12 protein-coding genes and 1 pseudogene are annotated in these 20,696 nt (G+C 40.9%); 7 read left to right on the top strand and 6 right to left on the bottom strand.

Annotation, left to right across the window (positions count from 1 at the left end; genetic code table 11):
- The 3 genes from AC5590_RS00015 to AC5590_RS00025 form a co-directional block, all read right to left on the bottom strand.
- On the bottom strand, positions 1-1,848 hold a 1,848-nt coding region (locus AC5590_RS00015), incomplete at its 3' end, for an nSTAND1 domain-containing NTPase (RefSeq protein ID WP_169267771.1).
- Between the two features lie 182 nt (positions 1,849-2,030).
- Positions 2,031-3,824, bottom strand: a complete 1,794-nt coding sequence (locus AC5590_RS00020; protein ID WP_348982751.1) for a caspase family protein — start codon at positions 3,822-3,824, stop codon at positions 2,031-2,033.
- Between the two features lie 23 nt (positions 3,825-3,847).
- Positions 3,848-4,234: a caspase family protein gene (locus AC5590_RS00025; protein ID WP_282453084.1), complete on the bottom strand. Its 387-nt coding sequence runs from the start codon at positions 4,232-4,234 to the stop codon at positions 3,848-3,850.
- 344 nt (positions 4,235-4,578) lie between these two features.
- Here AC5590_RS00025 and AC5590_RS00030 point away from each other — a divergent pair, with 344 nt between their 5' ends.
- Entirely contained in the window at positions 4,579-5,304 is a 726-nt protein-coding gene (locus AC5590_RS00030) for a DUF429 domain-containing protein (RefSeq protein WP_169267772.1), read from the top strand.
- A 39-nt stretch (positions 5,305-5,343) separates the two neighbouring features.
- Here the strand turns inward: AC5590_RS00030 and glgP are convergent, their stop codons facing one another.
- Entirely contained in the window at positions 5,344-7,920 is a 2,577-nt protein-coding gene (glgP, locus tag AC5590_RS00035) for an alpha-glucan family phosphorylase (RefSeq protein ID WP_169267773.1), read from the bottom strand.
- A gap of 383 nt (positions 7,921-8,303) precedes the next feature.
- Between glgP and AC5590_RS00040 the strand changes: the two genes are divergently transcribed.
- The 5 genes and pseudogenes from AC5590_RS00040 (at position 8,304) to AC5590_RS00060 (ending at position 17,609) form a co-directional block, all read left to right on the top strand.
- Positions 8,304-8,618 carry a hypothetical protein gene (locus tag AC5590_RS00040; protein ID WP_169267774.1) on the top strand — a complete coding sequence of 105 codons (315 nt, stop codon included), beginning with the start codon at positions 8,304-8,306 and terminating at the stop codon, positions 8,616-8,618.
- 177 nt (positions 8,619-8,795) lie between these two features.
- On the top strand, positions 8,796-8,996 hold the full coding sequence (locus tag AC5590_RS00045) for a hypothetical protein (RefSeq protein ID WP_169267775.1): 201 nt from the start codon (positions 8,796-8,798) through the stop codon (positions 8,994-8,996).
- A gap of 205 nt (positions 8,997-9,201) precedes the next feature.
- A pseudogene (locus AC5590_RS00050) lies at positions 9,202-9,405 on the top strand (hypothetical protein); the annotation flags it as partial.
- The gene (locus tag AC5590_RS00055) at positions 9,406-10,491 is read left to right on the top strand and encodes an RNA-guided endonuclease InsQ/TnpB family protein (RefSeq protein ID WP_169267776.1); all 1,086 of its coding nucleotides are present in this window, start codon (positions 9,406-9,408) and stop codon (positions 10,489-10,491) included.
- A gap of 560 nt (positions 10,492-11,051) precedes the next feature.
- Complete coding sequence (locus AC5590_RS00060) at positions 11,052-17,609, top strand: AAA family ATPase (protein WP_169267777.1); 6,558 nt, start codon at positions 11,052-11,054, stop codon at positions 17,607-17,609.
- Between the two features lie 325 nt (positions 17,610-17,934).
- On the opposite strand, the gene AC5590_RS00065 is transcribed toward AC5590_RS00060, so the two are convergent.
- The gene (locus AC5590_RS00065) at positions 17,935-18,366 is read right to left on the bottom strand and encodes a peptidoglycan-binding domain-containing protein (protein ID WP_169267778.1); all 432 of its coding nucleotides are present in this window, start codon (positions 18,364-18,366) and stop codon (positions 17,935-17,937) included.
- Positions 18,367-18,919: 553 nt separating this feature from the next.
- Between AC5590_RS00065 and AC5590_RS00070 the strand changes: the two genes are divergently transcribed.
- On the top strand, positions 18,920-19,015 hold the full coding sequence (locus AC5590_RS00070) for an N-acetylmuramoyl-L-alanine amidase (RefSeq protein WP_246162568.1): 96 nt from the start codon (positions 18,920-18,922) through the stop codon (positions 19,013-19,015).
- A gap of 39 nt (positions 19,016-19,054) precedes the next feature.
- Here AC5590_RS00070 and AC5590_RS00075 read toward each other — a convergent pair whose 3' ends face one another.
- A complete protein-coding gene (locus AC5590_RS00075) occupies positions 19,055-20,209 on the bottom strand; it encodes a response regulator (protein WP_169267779.1) in 1,155 nt (384 codons plus the stop codon).
- Positions 20,210-20,696: the final 487 nt, after the last annotated feature.

Here is a 20,696-nt window from a genome sequence, read left to right on the forward strand (position 1 = left end):
CCATTCTTGAGCTACACCCAATGGCACACCCCGCAACAATGCCCCAGAGTCATAGCTACTATTCTTCCACTCAATCACTGCTACCTTCAATCGTTCTTGCCAAACGCGAAACTGACGGTTAGCGTTCATCCACTCTCGCAAAGTCAGCCATTCGCGGATTAAAGCTTCATGGACAACTTCTACTGTATCTTCTCCTGAGTTGTCATCGCGTCCCGTAACAACTAAACGGGCTTGGTATCCTGCTAAATAACTTACCAATCCCCAATTCTCTTCCCCAACTTCTTTGCGTGTAGCCAGCCGTCGAGTATCTTCCGTTCCTTCCCCCGGACGCACTAATTGTACAAAAATTCGCTGTGCCTGCTTTTGCTCTGTTTGGCTAAGTTGACTATAAACCTGCTGGGCATGATTAGCTAATGCCTTTTTCACACCGCCAATTTCAGTATATGCTTGGTGAGTTAACAATCGGTTTTCCTGCTTTGACCATAATCGGGTAAGAGCAAATTCCAACAGTGGTAAATTGCCCGGTTCAAGTCCCACATCATCCAAGATTCGCTCTTGTAATTGTGCTTCAAATTGCACTTCTAGCTTTTGGGCTGGTAGGGCGATCGCTGCTTGTAGTTCCTGCCGACTCATGGAACTTACCAGCTGGGGTGTAAACTCCTGCAATGCATCCCGAAAAGGGCGGTAGGAGAGAACATAGCCGTAGAAGTCAGCTCGTAAAGTGAAAACCAGTGTGAGAATTTTCTGATGGATAGCTTCGAGTAACGTATCAGTAAAGCGTTCTTGTTCTTCCTTCTGGCAAAGGGTGTAGAGTTCTTCAAATTGATCGGCAAACAACAGAAAACGTTTATCTGAGTTACGTTCTCTAATGCTAGACACTACCTGCTGCAATGTCACTTTACCCTGCTGTATATCTGCTGCTAGTCCAGCCGCTGCTCGCAATTTTTCAGTTTCACTAATTTCTGGTGGTTCTAATTGACGCACGAATACAGAAGCAAGCTGATAAAATGGCTGATTACCAGGACGAAAGGATTCAATCACCCAATTTCCTTCACCTCGCAACTGTGGAATTAGTCCAGCAAACACCACCGAAGATTTGCCACTCCCACTAGGACCAATCACAGCTACCAACGACTGAGAGCGAGTTGCTTGCACTAAGCTATTTACAAATGTATCACGTCCAAAAAAGAATGCTGCATCTTCTTCCCCAAATGCAGACAATCCTTGATATGGGTTGGGAGGAATGACTTCTGTTTGAGGTGCTGTGGGGATAATTAACTGTTTTTTGCTCAGTACTGGAGTCTGCTGTTCCAAAAAACCAATCATTTGAGAACAACCAAGATCATAGGCAAACTGTACCTCTTCCCCGGCGGCGATCGCATCATAAAACGCCACAGCAAAACCAACAGCTGCTTTATCCCCTACTGTCGAATTCATGCCAATCACATAATTGACGTGTTGGCGAATTGCTTCTGCTTGCATTTGGGAGTAACAAGCGTTTAAAAGGACACATTCAACTCCTTTAGTGGCAAACAGCTTAAACATGCTCCCCAGTGCTTCGCCGGAGATTAATGCAGGCTGTCCTGTTTCATCTTGCAAAAGAATACCATCTTGCCCAGCACCGTGTCCGCAGAAGTGAACAATTTGCGGCTGATAATCTAACATGGCGCGGTAGAAGTCACGCTGACGTACCGCCCATTTTTGCTCTAACTTGAATTCTGCTCGTTTGTTAGCGCGTCGCAATCCTTCATCAATTTCTCGTACTTCTTGATCAAGTCGTAGCCTTGAGGTACTTGTCGGATTTGCTGCCAGAATTAAAATGGTTTTGACATGGGTGTAGTTGTTCATGGTATCTGGAAAAGGTTTTAGAGCTAGCCTATTGAGGACTTACGCACTGAAAACCCGAAACTTCCATCCCCCCTAACCCCCTTAAAAGCCCCCTTTTTAAGGGGGTTAGGGGATCTCTTCTGCCTAAGTTCTACTATTATTAAATAGCTAACAGCCAATAGAACAAATTAGCTGTTAGCTATTTAACAATTAACAATCTTCTTCACCACCAGTTTCACCTGTTCTGTTGTCCATTTGTCACTGGGATAAGCCGCAGCACTTATATTTCTATTTGGGGGTTGAACACTTGCAACTGCTGCTAATAATTCTTCAAGTGGGTTAGTTGCTCTAAATACCTGTGTTCCCCTACGAGGTTTGTCTAGTGCTGGTAGTTCAAGACACCGGAAATTCGTTGCACCAACTGTGGCAAAAACTTTGAGAACATCGGCACTTTCGTTATAACCTTCACAAAGGCTTGTCTGGATGCGAATCATTTTCTCCCTGCCCGGATCTAACGGTTCAAAGGCAGCAGCCCCTTTTGGGTGTAGCTGGGAAATACTCCAATCTGGTTGAATAGCCAGTACGGTAATGTTGAGAACTTTGGTTGATTCATTGCGGATACGCAGTATTGCAGATTCATCTACGTCAAAAGTTGGGACGTTACCTGGAGGATTTAATGGTAATAATTCACCTCTGGTTTCTCCTGGTAGGCAGATGTCAACTTTTAGTTTTCCTGCAAATGATGATATTGGGTCGTTGTTGTCTAGTTGTAAAGTCGCTTGATACTTGGAAAGATGCACTAAGCGGTTAACGACACTAGCTGCAGCATTGTGTTCGTCTACTTTGAGTGGAGGGCGCAAATTAATTAATTCTCCACCTGCATCCAGAATTTCATATTCCCCTTCAGCGTTGACAGATACCTGATAGGTGACAGGTTCATCACTCGGTTGATCACTAGATAAGAACTCTACCCAACCATTGCCTTCTACGTTTTCTTTAGCGGCTTTGACTGCTGTCAATGCTTCTTTATAATCTATTTCTTTTGGTAGTTGCTGATTTTCTAAAGGAGGCAACAGGCGTACCTTTCGGACAAGTTTGACACTAGGAGACAGTAGTATAGCAGAAGCACCATCTTCAATAATTCCTTGACTGAGGGTTTGCTGTGTTGAATTACCCGCTTTAGAAGGAGGAATATAAAGACGCAAGTTGTTACCTGCTTGTTCTTGACGCAGGATTTTGGTAACTTCCGCAATAGATTCTTCTGCACGCACTTTTACAACTTTAGCCAGTGCGACTCGTTTATCAGTTTGGGAAAAATCGGTTATGCCTAATTGATAGATGGCAAACTCCGCGCCTTTACGCAAACCTTGTGCTTCGCCTGCTTGCAGGAGTACCTGATTGTTTGCCACATCTACTTTCTTGACAAGAATGGCAGATTGTGGTTTTGTAGATTTACCGCTGAAGAGCAGGCGATCGCCTTCTCCTTGCAGCATTGGTGTTTGTTGTTGAAACTGACTGTTTATCTTTGCGAGGATGCGATCGTGGAGTACCTTAAAGGTACAATCATTCCCCAACTTCTGTAGAGAGTCTAATAACCAATAAGTTAACGCACCATTGTTTTCTTTACCATTGAAAGCATATTCATAAGCAGACTCATTATCCCGACAAGCAGCCAATAAAACATATCCTTTAGGTTCAGGTAACCATCCACTAGCTGCAGTTACGTTGCGAGTGTTTTGTTGTCCGTGTGTTAATTGTTGCCAGTTTTGGATCAATTCTTCAGTTGATGCAACTAAGCTTTCTGTTGGTCGTGGCGTTGTGTCTATAATATTCTTATTTAAACCGCGAATATTAGCATCATTGACTCCTCCTCGTGTTGCTCCTCCAGAATGACAGCTATCCAGAACTAGTGTAACCACTAACCCTTTATCTACCATATTTTGTAAGAGTGTTGCCAACTCTAGATCACGAAGATAACGAGCTTCTGGATTGCCAATGTCTGTAGGGACAAGTGATTCATCTACCCGTAGCTTCCTTTGAGATCAGGATAAATTGTTGTCGAACGTCCACCATGTCCGGAGTAGTGGATGTAGACTTGGTCTTGAGGTTCAGCTAAATCAGTGAGTTGCTTAAATTTAGCTACGATATTGTCATATGTAGGTAGCTGTTCGGATGGCTCTTGCGGTATGTTGGGACTGTCAGAGTTGGAAGCTGTAAGTTTAAGAATATGTGCTGGGGGTACTTGCAGTTTGTTTCTCAGGAAAGATTCGACATGATTAATATCGCGCACACAACCAGCAAGACTGTTGTAAGAAGCTCCTTGTGGTAGCATGTTCGGTAAATAGCAATCAACCCCAATCAATAAGGCGAAGAATTTGGAGCTAGATTTTGCACTTTGTTGAATCATATAAGGCTGCACCTTCTAACAACTTCCAGAATAATTCCCAAACAAGAGCAGTCAATAGAACTGTTCCATATTTCTTGATAGGTCTCATTAAGGCTGACTTATACAGAAATCAAGTGATATCATGTCCGGATGAACACTTATAAAAAACCAAGAACCTCACCCCCATCCCCTCTCCTTAGTAAGGAGAGGGGTGCCCGATAGCGTAGCGTGCCGTTAGGCATAGGGCGGGGTGAGGTTTTTTTATTGTAAGTAATTAACCGAACTTGATATGAGTGTTAACTTACAACCGACATCTGAAGTACCATTTCAGTGAAGGACAAGGAGGCAAAACAATTAATCCAACAATGAAATTTCTCGGAATTGACTTAGGCTGGAAATCCCAACCCAGCGGTTTATGCTACTTACAATTCATAGACGGAAAACTGCAAATACAAGATTTAGACCGCAAAGAATCTATTGCAGATATCTTAACTTGGATTGATACTTGCGTTACACCAGAAGAACCCGCCATCATCGGTGTAGATGCACCCACCCTCATTCCCAACGCTACTGGAAGTCGCCTACCCGACAAACTCACCCACAAACACTTTGGCAAGTATCACGCTGGATGTTATCCAGCAAATCTGGGCTTACCTTTTGCAGAAAGGACAGTCAAATTTGGCTTAGAATTAGAAGCCCGTGGTTTTGCCCACGCACCAACTATCGAACCACAAAAACCAGGCAGATATCAAATAGAAGTCTTTCCTCATCCAGCCATAGTTAATTTATTTGGCTTAGAACGAATTCTTAAATATAAAAAAGGACGCTTGAGCGATCGCCGCCTCGAACTCATCAAACTCCACCATTACATCACAGAAATCTTACCCTCTCTCCAACCTCCTCTGTGTCTTGATGGTTCGTTTCTTTCCGAAATTCCCACCACAGGCGCAGCCCTCAAACAAGTCGAAGACAAACTCGATAGCCTCATTTGTGCTTATGTCGCTGCATACTGGTGGTTTTGGGGGGAGCAACGTAACCTGGTTCTTGGCGATCGCACCACAGGTTACATTGTCATCCCCTCCAAAAGTTAAAAGTATTTTTTTTACTTTTAACTTTTTCTTTTTACTTCTTTACTGTGCCCAAACAATTAACCTTGGCTCATAAGGACTAGAGAGGTCTTTGTGTTTTGGTAAAACTCGCAAAGATAAGCCTTGGTAACCAGATGTATTATACAATATATCCACGGTGTAAGTACTTAAGCCATCCTTATCCTCTCCTTGGTAATCCATGACCACAGGAACACCGTTGACAATACCGCCATCAGCATCAATGGCACCTTGGTAGAGTTCCACCTGTACATCATTGTTCGTCAAAGTTGCCAGATCAACTTTGGCTTTGACGTTAACAATTTGGTTAACCTCAATATCTGCTCCAGAGGATACGTTAACATCTTTTATTTTGATGTCGAACCAGTGTGCAGTGAGATTCTGTTGCCAATCAGCTAGTTCTTTCGCTGGGGCGTATTTATCAGCAGTCAGAGTGTGGAAGCGATCGCTTGCGGGGAAATAAGCGCGTTCTGCATATTCTCGCACCATCCGTGCCGTGTTAAAGAACGGACAATTTAACCGGATTGCATCCTTCATTTTGTCAACCCAGTGGCGAGGCAAACCATCAACATCCCGGTCGTAAAACAGAGGGACAACTTCATTTTCCAGCAAATCGTAAAAAGCATTTGCCTCTATTTCATCTTGGTAATTGGGATCATCATACATTTCTCCATGTCCAATCGCCCAACCAGTACGAACATAATCAGCTTCATCCCACCAACCATCTAGTACGCTTAAATTCGGCAAACCATTCATAGCTGCCTTCATGCCACTTGTACCAGAAGCTTCCCGTGGACGGCGCGGAGTGTTTAACCAGATATCACAACCAGCAACCATCAACCGAGATATATAAATATCGTAGTTGGGGACAAACACAATCTGCTTTTGCAAACCCTGTTCGTCGATGAAGTGATTGATCTCGCGGATAAGTTCCTTACCAGGAATATCCTTGGGGTGTGCTTTACCAGAGATCACAAACTGCACCTTACGGTCTTTGTTGGCCAACAAAATCCGCTTAATTCGCTCAACATCGCGCATCCACAGAGTAGCACGTTTGTAGGTTGCAAAGCGACGGGCAAAGCCAATGGTGAGAACTTTGGGATCAAGAACTTCTTGTGCAGAGGCAATTTCTGAGGCAGAAGCCCCACGGTCTCGCAAATGCTTCACCAGATGCTCCCGCACATAGACAATCATATCTAAGCGGCAGCGCTCGTGATTACGCCACAACTCTTCATCGGGGATCGCGTCCATGCGTTCCCACAAAGGGTTATCAGTCGGTGCGGATGACCAGCTTGGTCCTAGGTAGCGATCGTACAACTCCTGTGTAGATTTAGCAACACAACTGCGAGCATGAACGCCGTTCGTAATTGCTTTGATCGGCACTTCCTCTGTGGGCACATTTTGCCACAAACTCTTAAACATTTGGCGTGACACCACACCATGCAGTTGTGCCACACCGTTATAGAATGTCGCCATTTTCAGTGCCAGGACTGCCATACTAAAAGGCGCAGACGAATCTTTAGTATTTTCGCGTCCCAAAGCCAAATATTGTTCTTTAGTTAAGCCAAAGACATCAGCGTAATGTCCCAGGTAGTACAACATTTTGTCTGGGGGGAACAAGTCAATTCCCGCCGGTACTGGTGTGTGAGTTGTAAAGATATTACTGGAAGCCACCACCTGTTTGGCTTGGGGATAACTCAGCCCTTCTTCTTGAAGAAGAATGCGGATACGTTCTAGGGCAGAGAATGCCGCGTGACCTTCATTCATATGATACGCGGTGATGTTGTATCCAAGGGCTTTTAGCATTCGCACACCACCGATCCCCAGCATAATTTCTTGGTGGATACGCATATCGATATCCCCACCGTAAAGCTGGTCTGTGATGTTGTGGTCGTAAGAATTATTGGGTTCAATGTTAGTGTCGAGCATATACAGGGGAACTGATCCCACTTGTACACGCCAAACTCTAGCATAAACAGTACGTCCTGGATAATCGACCGAAATCCGCAATTCTGAGCCATCAGGATTGCGTTCTAGGTGCAAAGTCATATTATAAAAGTCGTTGATTGGGTAGCGTTCCTGCTGCCAACCATCAGCGTTCAGATATTGAGCAAAATAGCCTTGCTGGTAGAGTAGACCCACACCAACCAAAGGTAGCCCTAAATCGCTAGCAGATTTGAGGTGATCCCCAGCAAGAACTCCCAAGCCTCCAGAATAGACTGGCAAACAATCTACAAGCCCAAACTCAGCCGAGAAATAGGCGTAGTATTCTTGTCCTTTCTCATCTGAGGCATGACCAACTCTTTGTTTTTCATACCAGGTACGCTCTTGCAAATAATCCTCTAACTGGCGCGCGGCTCGATCCATCTGTGCCAGGAAGCCTTCATCTTCCACGACTTCCAACAGACGCGCTTGACTAATGGTACCGAGCATCAAAACCGGGTTATGACGGCTAGATTCCCATAAGTCAGGATCTAAGCGTCGGAATAAGTCTTTCGTCTCAACGTTCCAATCCCAGTGCAGGTTATATGCCAGCTTCCGCAGTGGCTCAAGTCGCTGCGGTAGTGAAGGGGAAACATTAAAAGTGCGAATCGGCTGCATAGGTTAGCGAAACTATAGCTTTGGCTATAGTTATTGTTGACTGTATTTTTGTTATCCACCCAATTCTTTATACTATGTTTGTAAACTTACGATGACATTGTTAAGCTGTGAAAAGTTCTCTCAGTTTTGTCGCTAAAGCTGATGTCAAGGGTATTTCAAACACTATGCCTTACTCATTACCATATCTTGGAGCCAGAAAAACTTAATATCTATCCCCGCAAATGTACTAAGGATAATGAGTATATTTCAACAATTTTATATTTTTGTGAACAGCTTCGATAAAGGCTGAGTGACTCAAGGGTTTTGAGGATACGTCCTTGAGAATTACTGAAATTGCAATGGTAATATTTTTTCGGGCTAGCTGACAACTCAACGCCCTTTCTATGACTGAAAACCATACATTTGAGCAAGTTAAAAAATCTCTTCAAGATGCTGGTATTTATTTCGTCCGCATTTTGTGGTGCGACAATGCCAACATCATTCGTGGCAAAGCGGTTCATTTGGGAATGCTGTCCCACTACTTTGAACATGGTGTGGGTATATCCGCAGGACAAGAAGGGATTCCTGTCATCTATGATGCTGTTGTTCCCGAAACTGGTCTAGGTTCGGTAGGCGAAATCAGATTAGTACCAGATTGGTGTAGCCTCACACCTTTACCTTCCACATTTCGCAGCTTGAACTGTGACATTTATCGGTAAGCTTTTGTTCAGACTGAAGAAGTGCTTAATTTTTTAGTATTTAAAAGTATTGATAACCTTTTTTAATAAGGATAAAGAATTGTATTTGTTTGACGACTGGCGCTTTTCAAAGATTCATAATTCAGATAGTAGATTCTGTCTGTATTGTTTACACACAGCACATTCGGAGGTGCCAAAATGATTCATACCTACGAAGTATTGGTGGATATTAAGGAATTTTTTGACCAGACGAACAATACCTGTCAAAACGGGACGACACGATACGAAATCGACGCAGAGTCAAAACAAAAAGCTGATGGCATGGCATTGTTTCAAGCCAGAAGTGAGCATCCAAAAGGCACTGAATATGACGTTAGGGTAACAAGGTTACTTCGATAAAGCGGGGAAGTGGATGGAGCAAGAGGAATCATAAGATTATTATTCATAACTCCAAATCGTTAATTTAGACTACGCAAAATCGCTTGAGTGTAAATATGCACCGTGAGGTAACTCGCGGTGCATATGTGTAGGGTGAATATCCACTCAATGCGCTTGTGCAACTACTCGCCTACCCCAGTCGCTACAATGGAACGGCAGATGCACTATTAACAAATCAAATGAGGAGGTAACGTTTGAGCAGGAACTAGTCCAAGACATGATTGAACTGATAACTGTGTTCGGTGCCCGTCTTTACGGTTCTAGAAGTAAGAAAAACAAAAAATTGATTGATGGTATGACTCAAGTAGTTAAGGAGAGCCAGTGCGTTGCCGGGGTTCCCCCGGTTGAAGCACCTGGCGTGGTAAAGTAAATGTTGTTAGGTTTCAAGACTGAATTGAAACTGAATAAAGCGCAACGCACAGCCTTTGCAAAACATTGTGGAGTAGCTCGTCATGCTTGGAATTGGGGCTTGGGTTTGACTAAGCAAATATTGGCTCACAACAAAGCTAATCCAGATTCAAAGATTAAGTTTCCTTCTGCTATTGACTTGCATAAATGGTTAGTAGTACTAGTAAAAAGTGAATACGAATGGTATTACGAAGTCAGCAAGTCTACACCACAACAAGCATTAATGGGGCTGCGTGAATCTTGGAAACGTTGCTTTAAGAAAACTGCTGGCGTCCCCAAATTCAAAAAGAAAGGTCAACGCGACTCTTTCACGCTTGAAGGTACAGTGAAGATTCTTGGTAATAACAAAATTCAGGTGCCAGTGATTGGCGTCCTCAAAACTTATGAGCGACTACCACAAATAAAACCGAAATCAGTAACGATATCTCGTAAAGCCGACAGATGGTTTATTAGTTTCCGGTTTGAGGTCGATGTTCAAGAGTCTTGTCAAAAAGACGTTGTAGGCGTTGATTTAGGGCTCAAAGTGTTGGCGACTCTCTCAACTTGTGAGGTAGTTGTAGGTACTAAGTCCTACAAGAAATATGAGGCTAAGTTATCTAGAATACAGTGGTTGAATCGACATAAAGTCGTTGGTTCAAATAACTGGAAGAAAGCGCAATTAGAAATAGCTAGGTTACATCGAAAAATAGCCAACATCCGCAAAGATACTCTGCATAAACTGACAACACTACTTGCCAAGAACCACGGCACAATAGTCATTGAAGACCTCAATGTATCAGGAATGTTGGCTAATCATAAACTAGCTAAAGCTATTGCCGATATGTCCTTCTTTGAATTTCGTCGTCAGCTAACTTATAAATGCGAACTGTATGGTTCAAGGTTAGTTGTGGCTGATAGGTGGTTTCCCAGTTCCAAGACTTGCTCAAACTGTGGAACTAAAAAACAAACACTCACTTTGAAAGAACGAGTGTTTGAATGCGATCATTGCGGATTTGTCATCGACCGTGACTTAAACGCCGCAATCAATTTGTCCAAAATCGCCAGTTAGGCGAGGTTAGCTTGTGGACTGGTTAGTGCCGACACTTCCAGGTTGAAGCAAGAAGTAAACGAAGTCCAAAGCGAATTAATTAGTACAAGTAGTCTGTCATAGAAAACTCTAGTTATGAGTAGCTTTGGATAGGTGTTGTGTAACGGTTTGTTGTACTGCCTAAACTTGGCTTGTTGAAAGCGCCCCCCAGGCGGCGCACCACCCGTTATGAATCAAATAAACACTTTTTTCCCTATTCCTTGTTAAGCGTGTTTCTTGAAAGAACTACCTCAGGTGTCAAAATGTGAAGCTATCTAATGGTAGTATTTTTTTGTCGTGCTTTGGGCTACTGACTCAGAAGAAAACCCTGAGAATCTCTTAGATAAATCTACCATCAAATTCTTTAACAGAGGGTTTTGGTTTAAGTTTTGCCGCAGCAGTGGCTTCTCTAATAACTTGCTAATCTACCGAATTTTGACATCAGCTTGAACACCAAGATACTTGGTGTAAATATCATAGCCAATCTGAGAGGATTTTCGAGCACTTTGAGAGAGTTAATGTAAGCAGAAATAATCCCAAATATGATTTCATTGCCAGATATTACAATTGTCAGCAAAATCTACGAAAGTGCTAATACTCTCGTTTACAAAGCTGTCTTCAAGAAGAATCAGCAACCTTTGATTTTAAAACTTCTTAAAGAGGATTATCCCACGCCTGCCGAACTTTATCGATATCAGCAAGAATACGAAATCACTAGTCATCTCAATTTAGAGGGAACGATTAAAGCCTACGAGTTAAGAAAATACCAGAACACACAATTTATATTGTTAGAAGATTTTGGAGCCGAATCTTTAAAAATACTGCAGGAACAGCGTCCCTTTTCTTTAGCAGAGTTTCTCTGCATTGCTATCCAAATAACAAATATCTTAGGACAACTTCATCAAATTAATATCATTCACAAAGATATTAATCCATCCAATATTGTCTTAAATCCTCAAACTGGACAATTAAAATTAATTGATTTTGGCTTGTCTAGCATTTTATTAAAAGAGAATACCAGCCTCAAAAGTCCTAATGTTATAGAAAGAACATTAGCTTATATTTCTCCAGAACAAACAGGCAGGATGAATCGATCGCTCGATTACCGCACCGATTTCTATTCTCTTGGTGTCACTTTTTATGAATTGCTCACTACTCAGGTTCCATTTGAATCTGTGGATGCACTTGAGTTGATACATTGCCATATTGCTAAACAACCGATACCTCCTCATGCAGTTAATGCAGACATTCCCTTGAATATCTCAGAAATTGTCATGAAGTTAATGGCAAAAACAGCAGACGAGCGATATCAGAGCGCTTGGGGAATCAAGGGAGATTTAGAAACTTGTCTGACTCAATATCAAACAGGTGAAATCAAAACTTTTACTTTGGGATGCCAAGATATTAATGATAACTTACAAATTCCTGAAAAACTCTACGGCAGAAAATCACAAATTGAGTCCTTATTTACTGCCTTTGAGCGAGTCACGCAAGGACAAACAGAACTTATGCTCATTTCTGGATCTGCTGGAATTGGAAAATCAGCTTTAGTCCAAGAAATTTACCAGATCATTACTCAAAAACGCGGATACTTTATTGCGGGTAAATTTGACCAGCTTAACCGCGATATTCCTTATCAAGCTTTAATTGCTGCATTCCAAGAATTAGTGCGACAATTGCTGACCGAAACTGAAGCTCAGTTACAACACTGGCAGCAGAAGATTGTAGCAGTATTAGGAGTCAATGCACAAATTATTATTGATGTCATTCCAGAAATTGAACTGATTATTGGCAAACAGCATCTCGTACCCAAATTTCCTCCAATAGAAGCACAAAATCGGTTTAATTTAGTTTTTCAAAACTTGATCCAGGTATGTAGTCAAAAACAGCATCCCCTCGTTCTATTTCTAGATGATCTTCAATGGACAGACAGCGCCACGCTGCAATTGCTTCAACAGATAATGATTCATACTAACACTAAATATCTATTTTTGATTGGAGCTTATCGAGATAACGAAGTCAGCGCAACTCATCCTGTTATGCTGACTTTATCTGAAATGAACAACCAGGGGGCACTCATTAACCATCTTTCTCTTTCACCCCTAAATTTAAACCAGGTGAATGAATTCATTGCAGATACGTTAAAGGCTGAGTGCCTCCCTACTCAAAGATTAGCCGAGTTGGTTTGGGAAAAAACACAGGGAAATCCCTTCTTTATTAAAGAGTTTTTGAAGTCACTTTATACGGAAAAATTACTCAAATATGATAGTAATTCTCGGGCTTGGTCTTGGGATTTAAAACAAATTATATCTCGAAATATTACTGATAATGTTGTGGAATTAATGTGTGAAAAGATTCAAAGCTTATCAGAGTCAACACAAAACGTTTTACGGTTAGCCGCTTGTATTGGAAACCAATTTGATGTGAAAACGCTGTCAATTATTAATGAAAAACCTCAAAAAGAAACGACTAATGAATTATGGGATGCCATGCAAGCGGGATTGATATTACCTGTCGGAGATGATTACAAATTTCTTCAAACAGACCGAGAATTGAACGAATTAAAAATTATTTATAAATTTGCTCATGATCGCATTCAGCAAGCTGCCTATTCCCTAATTCCTCCAGACAACAAACAAGCCGTTCACTGGAAAGTCGGGCAACTTTTGTGGCAAAATACCCCGCAAGAGGTACTCCAACAAAAGATTTTTGATATTGTCAATCAACTCAACTTCGGTATTGAAGCAATAGACGTTCAGTTAGAAAAGGATAAACTCGCTCAATTAAATCTCATGGCTGGTCAAAAAGCGAAGGCATCAGCCGCTTGGAAACCAGCTTGGAACTACTTAAGAATTGGCATGAATTGTCTTTCGGTAGATAGCTGGATTCGTCAGTATGACCTAACTCTGACAGTCTATGTGGAAGCAGCAGAAGCTGCTATCTTGAGTGGCGACTTTGAGGAAATGGAGAGATTAGCTTTTGTTGTACTGCAACAAGCCAAAACGCTTTTGGATAAAGTGAAGATATATGAAGTAAAGATTCAAGCTTGCACAGTCTACAATAAACCATTGGAAGGGATCAAGACGGGACTTTCAGTCTTGAAGCTTTTGGGAATTCGCTTTCCAAAAAAGCCAAATAAATTAGATATTTTACTTGAACTGGTGAGGACAAAGTTAGCTTTGGTAGGGAAACGAGTCGAAGATTTAATCAACCTGCCAGCAATGACGAACCCTTACAAGCTAGCAGCTATGCGTATCCTATCGCGTGTAGCCTCTGCTGCCTACTTTGCCTCACCTGAACTGCTTGGGCTGCTGGTGTTGAAACAGGTCAATCTATCACTCAAATACGGTAATACTTCTGTGTCTGCCTATGCTTATGCCGCTTACGGATTAATTCTTTGTGGTGAAGCTGTAGGAGATATTGAAACTGGTTATCAATTCGGTCAATTGGCTCTTAGGTTGCTCGATAAGTTTAATGATAAAGAACTCAAAGCTAGGACGTTATTTATCGTTAATTACTTTATCAATCATTGGAAAGAGCATCTTAGGAATACCTTAACCCCTTTGTTGGATGCTTACTCGATTGGTTTGGAGACTGGAGATTTAGAATATGCCGCTTATTCAGCCTGCGTATACTCCTACCATTCCTATGTATTGGGTAAGGACTTGGCAACAATCGAGCAAGAGATGGCAACGTACAGTCATACCCTCAGCCAACTCAAACAAAAAACAGCTTTTTATTATAACCAACTCAATCGACAGCTTGTATTGAACTTGATAGGACGCACTGAAAAGAAGTGCAGTTTAATTGGTGAAAGCTATGACGAAATCAAAATGTTACCCCTACATTTAGAAGCAAATGCTCAGAATATCTGTCATGCCCTCTATTTTTACAAATTAGTTCTCGGTTATCTTTTTCAAGACTATCAGCAAGCTTTAGAAAATGCTCAGTTAGTCGAAAAAAATCTTGACAGTGCTTTAGGAACAATTCCTCTGTCTCACTTCTACAATTCTTTAGTCCATCTTGCTATCTATACTGATATCTCCTCCTCTGAACAAAAACTTGTCCTCCATAAGGTTAGATCGAACCAGAAAAAGCTCAAAAAATGGGCGTATTTTGCTCCCATGACTCACCTGCATAAATTCTATCTAGTGGAAGCAGAGCGACATCGAGTTTCTGGTAAAAACCTCAAGGCAATAGACTATTATGAAAAAGCTATTGCTCTTGCCAAACAAAATGAATACCTCAACGAAGAAGCCCTAGCCAATGAACTAGCTGCTAAGTTTTACCTTGCATGGGGTAAAGAGAAAATTGCTCAAACTTATTTTCAAGAAGCTCACTACTGTTATGAACTGTGGGGAGCAATAGCTAAAGTTGAAGATTTAGAGTCACGCTATCCAAAATTTTTCCAAAAAGTAACAACAGAAAATACCTTCATTGACACACGCACAAGTCTACCAAATCGGTCAACTGGCAATAATTTAGAGTCAGCTTTAGATATAGCAACATTGATGAAAGCATCCTTTGCTATTACCAGCGAAATTGAGTTAAATAAACTGCTTTCTACTTTGATGAAAATCTTGTTGGAAAATGCTGGGGCACAAACTGGTTATTTAATTTTAGAAAAAGATGGTGAACTCAGGGTAGAAGCATCAGGTAACACTGAAAATGAGCAGATTACAGTATTGCAGTCTATTGCTATTGAAACTTGTTTACCTACGTCTATTATTTATTATGTTGCCCGCACTAAAGAAACTATTGTTTTGGGTGACGCATTTAATCAAATTCAAAATCCGCATTCGCAAGTAGAAACCAGGAAGCTAAAAATTCAAAATCTCTATGACTCCTACATCACAGTACGCCAGCCTAAATCTATTTTGTGTTTTCCTGTGCTGAATCATGGACAACTGATTGGCGCTGTTTACTTAGAAAATAATTTAGCCACTCACGTATTTACACCACAGCGATTAGAAATCATTCAACTGCTATCTACTCAAGCAGCGATCGCCATTACCAACGCCAGACTTTATGCTCAAGTCCAGTCAAATCAAAACCGTCTCAATCAATTCTTAAATGCCATTCCAGTGGGAATCTCTATCCGCGATCTCACAGGAAAACTCATCTACACCAATCAAACTTCCCAGCAGTTACTTAACATTCAAGATTTCCCAACAGCTACTAAAGAGCAATTATCAGAACAATACCATGTTTATCGAGCAGGTACGGGACAAATCTACCCAACTGCAGAACTACCTATCATGCGTAGTCTGGGGGGTGAAAAAGTCACAGCAGACGATTTAGAACTACACCAAACTGATCGTATCATTTTTCTAGAAGTGACCAGCACGCCAATTTTTGATTGTAGTGGTGCAGTGGAGTATGCGATCGCTGTTTTTCAAGATATAACTGTGCGAAAGCAAGCCGAAGCATTAATGACAAACTACAACCAAACCTTAGAACTAAAAGTGCATGAACGTACAACCGAACTGGCGCAAGCTAATGCACAGTTAGAGTCGGAAGTTGTCACCCGCTTGCAAACAGAAGCAGAACTCGCAAAGGCGAAAGAGTTAGCAGAAGCTGCGAACCTTGCTAAAAGTATTTTTATCGCTAACATGAGTCACGAATTACGAACTCCTTTGAATGCTATTTTGGGCTTTTCTCAACTGATGAACCAAGACACAAATCTCTCACCGAAACAACAAGAAAACCTCAAGAACATTCATCGCAGTGGAGAACACTTGCTAACTCTCATCAACCAGGTGCTTGACTTATCCAAAATTGAAGCGGGACGCATGACGCTATCCTTAAATAATTTCAATCTCAAAACTTTCCTAATAGATTTAGAAAATATATTTCTTTTGTCAGCCAAAGATAAGGGCTTACAGTTACAATTTGAATGCGCTGCTGATGTTGATCAATATATTTGCACAGATGAAGTTAAGTTGCGACAAGTGCTGATTAATATCATCGGTAATGCGATTAAGTTTACTGATTCTGGAAGTGTATCAGTCAAGGTGGAAACAGGAAATAGGGAACGTTTAACAGGGAACACTTCGACAAGCTCAGTGCATCGCAGGGAACAAGAAATAGGGAAAAATTCACCTCTTTTGAACGCTCAATACTCAATTCCCTTTGAAGTTCAAGACACGGGTATTGGTATTGAACCAAGCGAATTTGCTCAACTATTCCAACCCTTTGTACAAACTACATCAGGACAAAAGCTGCAACAAGGAACGGGATTAGGATTAGTTATTAGCCGTCAATTTATCCGTTTAATGGGTGGTGAAATAACAGTTATTAGTGGTGGAAAAATTTTCCATCCTGAAAATCCTATTAGGGAATTTAACGATGACACAACTACTTTCTTAAAAGCAGGTACAACATTTCAATTTGATATTCAAGTCGGGAACGTTGAGCCGAGCGAAATTGACAAGCAACCCCAAAAGCGTCGTGTTATTTCGCTCGCTCCCAACCAGCCAAAATATCGCTTACTCGTGGTGGATGATGATACATATAATCGTCAATTATTAGTTAGACTCTTCCAACCTGTTGGTTTTGCGCTACAAGAAGCTACTAATGGTCAAGAAGCTATTGAAATTTGGGAATCATGGTCTCCCCATCTGATTTGGATGGATATGCAAATGCCCGTTATAGATGGTTTTGAAGCTACTAAACGCATTAAAAGCACGACAAAAGGTCAAGCCACTGTTGTGATTGCTCTTTCAGCCAGTGCGTTAGAAGAAGAAAAGGTGGTTATTTTGTCGGCTGGTTGTGATGATTTTGTGCGAAAACCATTTCAAGAACAAATCCTTTTTGATGTGATGAAAAAATATCTGGGAGTGAGCTATCTTTATGAGTATATAGAACTCTCTAAACGACCAGGTGACATGCCGGAAGAAGCGTTTAATTTATCTGATTTACTAGCAGAAATGCCCAAGCAATGGATTGTTAAATTGCATGACGCTGCTCTTGATGCTGATGCGGAATTGGTTGCTCGACTCATTGACGAAATTCCTGCATTTTATAGTTTTGAGATCATGACTCTTAGGGATTGGATGAATAAGTTTCAGTTTGATAAGATTTTGTATTTAACTGAATAGTTTCCAATACAGTTGCTGTTAAATCAAATTATATAAATCCAAAAAATCTCGATAGCTACACATTATTATTTGATTTAGGTAATTTTTTGCACAACTTTTGCAAAACTTTTTTCGTGCATCCGTCCCAATAAAAAGCTTGTTTACCTTTCAAGCAGCTTAATATATGAAAAATATCACGATTCTGTAGATCAATGTGAGCTTGAAGATTTGGTTTGAGAGTGTTCTAATAATGCTGAAGGGTAATATGTAAGCTAAAAAGCTCACATATTACCCTCAGCCTAACAATCATTCTTTAACTCAGCACTGTCGTTGTTGATGAACCAACTTATGCAACATTAGACGGTATTCCTAATGCCTGAGCTAACTTTGGCAACGATTTCCACGATATTTCTAATGCAGTTACTGTTCTTTTGCCTACTTTCCCATCTGATAATAGACCCTTATGCTCCTGAAACTTCTTCACAGCTTTTTCTGTGTTTGGTCCAAAAACACCATCTACCTGAATTGCTTTAAAACCAGCTTTTGTTGCCACTTTATTCAGGGCTTCTTGAATCGCCTTAACTTCTGCTTTTGTGTTTAGTGATGAGTTTAGTCCAATAAAATCAACTTTGACGGCTGATTGTGTTGAAGCAGCAGCAAGTGTAGTGCCAACTGATAGTGGAGTAGCACTAGCTACTAGAGAATCAGTCATCCAAAACAAAGACACCATTACAGCTAGACACAAAGATAGAGCGAACTTAGCAAAAGTTTTCATCATTTTTCCTCTAATCACATAAATGGTTGATTTTCAGGAGCCTTCCAATTGGATATAGTCGGCAATTACACACAATATTGGTAAACTGCTCCTACTGATTTCGGCGATTTTACTTACAGCAATTTTCAGGTCAATAGACCATAGTCATGAGGAAGCACATAATTGCGCCTTTAAAAAGGGTATGATCCATTTATGTGAAAACTACTGTAAAAGTCAGGCGGAAAGAATTACATAAAAACCTTCTAAAATCCCTTCCAACCCCGTCTCTAAATAGATTAACCAACTGTATTTGCTGGTTATATATATACTTATCAGACTCACACCTTTGTATGCTAGGTGTGAGATTGGTAATGTAAATACAAATAGTAGATCGAGGACTTTTGCTACTGCCTAAAAGGAGCTATGACTATGACTACTACAAGTCTTACAAATAGTCGAACGACAACGCAAAATCAAGATAAATATTTTTTTATGAATAATATATTCAACTCTTTGATTACTTTTTTCCTACACTACATTTATTGTTTCTTGAATTTGAATTACAAGGAGGTAAGCAATGAAAGTATGTATTGATCCTGGTCATGGTGGAAAAGGTCCCGGAGCTATAGGTAAAAATCCATTTGACTTGAAAGAAAAAATCGCAAACGTTTAACGCACCCGTGAACAAAAACTTTTCGATTGACTGAAGTTATCAAACCAAATTCGCTATTTGCGTCAACGGAGAATTCATCTGGTGGATTTCTGAAATTTGACGGATGTTAATTGAACAGCCATCTCCCAATTTAATAGCAGTCAAGTCATACCATTTTTGAATATTATCATTTGACCAGTAAAACTTTTGCTCTAGTGCTTGTCCTGTTTCTACGACCTGGGCTAATAAATCAAATAATCTAGGAATGAGTTGATTAAATCGTGTTTTCTGCATGGATGTACCCATCAGATCTTCTCGTTTTTTGCCCAATAATTTGGCTAGTGCGGGATTAACTACCAGATAGCGAAAGTCTTCTACTTCCCCAGTAGTCATATCTCTTACCACCTGCATAGCTGCAATTCCATCTCGGGAAGTGTCTAATACACTCGCGAGGAGGGCGCGAGATTGGTAGAGAATTTCTGCGGTTTGTTGATGTTGCTGAATTTCTTCTCGTAGTTGGCGCTTTTGTTGTTGGATAGTGAGTTGGGTTTGTATTCGGGCAATGACTTCTTCAGGCTCAAAGGGTTTTGTGATATAGTCCAATCCCCCTATTTCAAAGGCTTTAATTTTATCGATAGTTTCTTCTAGGGCGCTTAAGAAAATAACGGGTATTTGTGCGGATTCGACATCGGCTTTCAGTGTTGCGCAAACTTGGTAGCCATCCATCGAAGGCATTTTAATATCCAACAAAATCACATCAGGCGGGTTATGGTTGATTGTCTTGAATGCCATCACAGCGTTGGTAACGCAGCGAACTTTGTAACCTTTTTTGGTTAATATCTCTGTGAGCACCTGCAAGTTCTCTACCACATCATCAAGAATTAATATATTGCCTTTGGGATCTAAATTTTGCTCAATATCGCAGGCTGCGATTTCTGTTGGAGTGAGAATGGATTTGGCACTTTGCTCAGTGAGTATATTGCGAAAGTTATTCTTGGTGACTTTTTTCTCGAATAAGTCTGAAAGCTGCTGCCACAAGGGATAAGCTAAGTCTTTGATATACCCCACACTCAAGTATAAGCTATCGGCGACTGTGTTATATGGTTCGTTGTTCCAAGCAGCTTTGAGGATTTCTTTTTCTGGGGATGTCAGATGTTTCCCCGTCTTGGTTTCAAGGTTAGCTTCTATAAGTTGCAGTGCTGTTTCAAAGAACATGGGTGAGTATGCATCTGTATTGATAAGGTATTTATTCCTCTTTGATTACTCTTGTCATATAAAAATCTGTTATCCCTGTATTTAGAGACTTTTGTCTAGGTTAGTAGTCAGCGCTTACTACAAACAGCCATCGATTTTTATTCTCAAAAGTGATTAAAGAAGGTTATTGTCGCACCCTGAAATTCTTTGATCTTTAAGGTCGATTATACCTTGTCGAAAATTTTTATCTACATAAGTCTGATATTTGCTAGTTGTATGCAAAGTTACTAAATAGACACCCTTATGGGCTAGTCGGCAAAGTCGGATCTTGAAGTCCGATCAAGTCGGATATTGTATAAAATATTTTTTAGTATAGCAGTCGCCAACTCTATTAGGACATATAGCAGGGAACGCTTAACAGGGTTGAAAATCTCGTGATGTCCGTATTTTCTCATTAGTTCATATTCTAATCTAACTGGCAACGGCTATACGTTTAATTAAGTTGAGT

It is taken from the genome of Brasilonema octagenarum UFV-OR1 (genome assembly GCF_963888615.1).
Lineage (GTDB): Bacteria > Cyanobacteriota > Cyanobacteriia > Cyanobacteriales > Nostocaceae > Brasilonema > Brasilonema sennae.

Bases quoted from the DNA above. Each gene is read 5' to 3' on its own strand.
- AC5590_RS00040 (WP_169267774.1), top strand. From the start codon at position 8,304: ATGACTGAAAACCATACATTTGAGCAAGTTAAAAAATCTCTTCAAGAT.
- glgP (WP_169267773.1), bottom strand. From the start codon at position 7,920: ATGCAGCCGATTCGCACTTTTAATGTTTCCCCTTCACTACCGCAGCGA.
- AC5590_RS00025 (WP_282453084.1), bottom strand. From the start codon at position 4,234: ATGATTCAACAAAGTGCAAAATCTAGCTCCAAATTCTTCGCCTTATTG.
- AC5590_RS00030 (WP_169267772.1), top strand. From the start codon at position 4,579: ATGAAATTTCTCGGAATTGACTTAGGCTGGAAATCCCAACCCAGCGGT.
- AC5590_RS00060 (WP_169267777.1), top strand. From the start codon at position 11,052: ATGATTTCATTGCCAGATATTACAATTGTCAGCAAAATCTACGAAAGT.
- AC5590_RS00075 (WP_169267779.1), bottom strand. From the start codon at position 20,209: ATGTTCTTTGAAACAGCACTGCAACTTATAGAAGCTAACCTTGAAACC.
- AC5590_RS00055 (WP_169267776.1), top strand. From the start codon at position 9,406: ATGTTGTTAGGTTTCAAGACTGAATTGAAACTGAATAAAGCGCAACGC.
- AC5590_RS00065 (WP_169267778.1), bottom strand. From the start codon at position 18,366: ATGATGAAAACTTTTGCTAAGTTCGCTCTATCTTTGTGTCTAGCTGTA.
- AC5590_RS00070 (WP_246162568.1), top strand. From the start codon at position 18,920: ATGAAAGTATGTATTGATCCTGGTCATGGTGGAAAAGGTCCCGGAGCT.
- AC5590_RS00045 (WP_169267775.1), top strand. From the start codon at position 8,796: ATGATTCATACCTACGAAGTATTGGTGGATATTAAGGAATTTTTTGAC.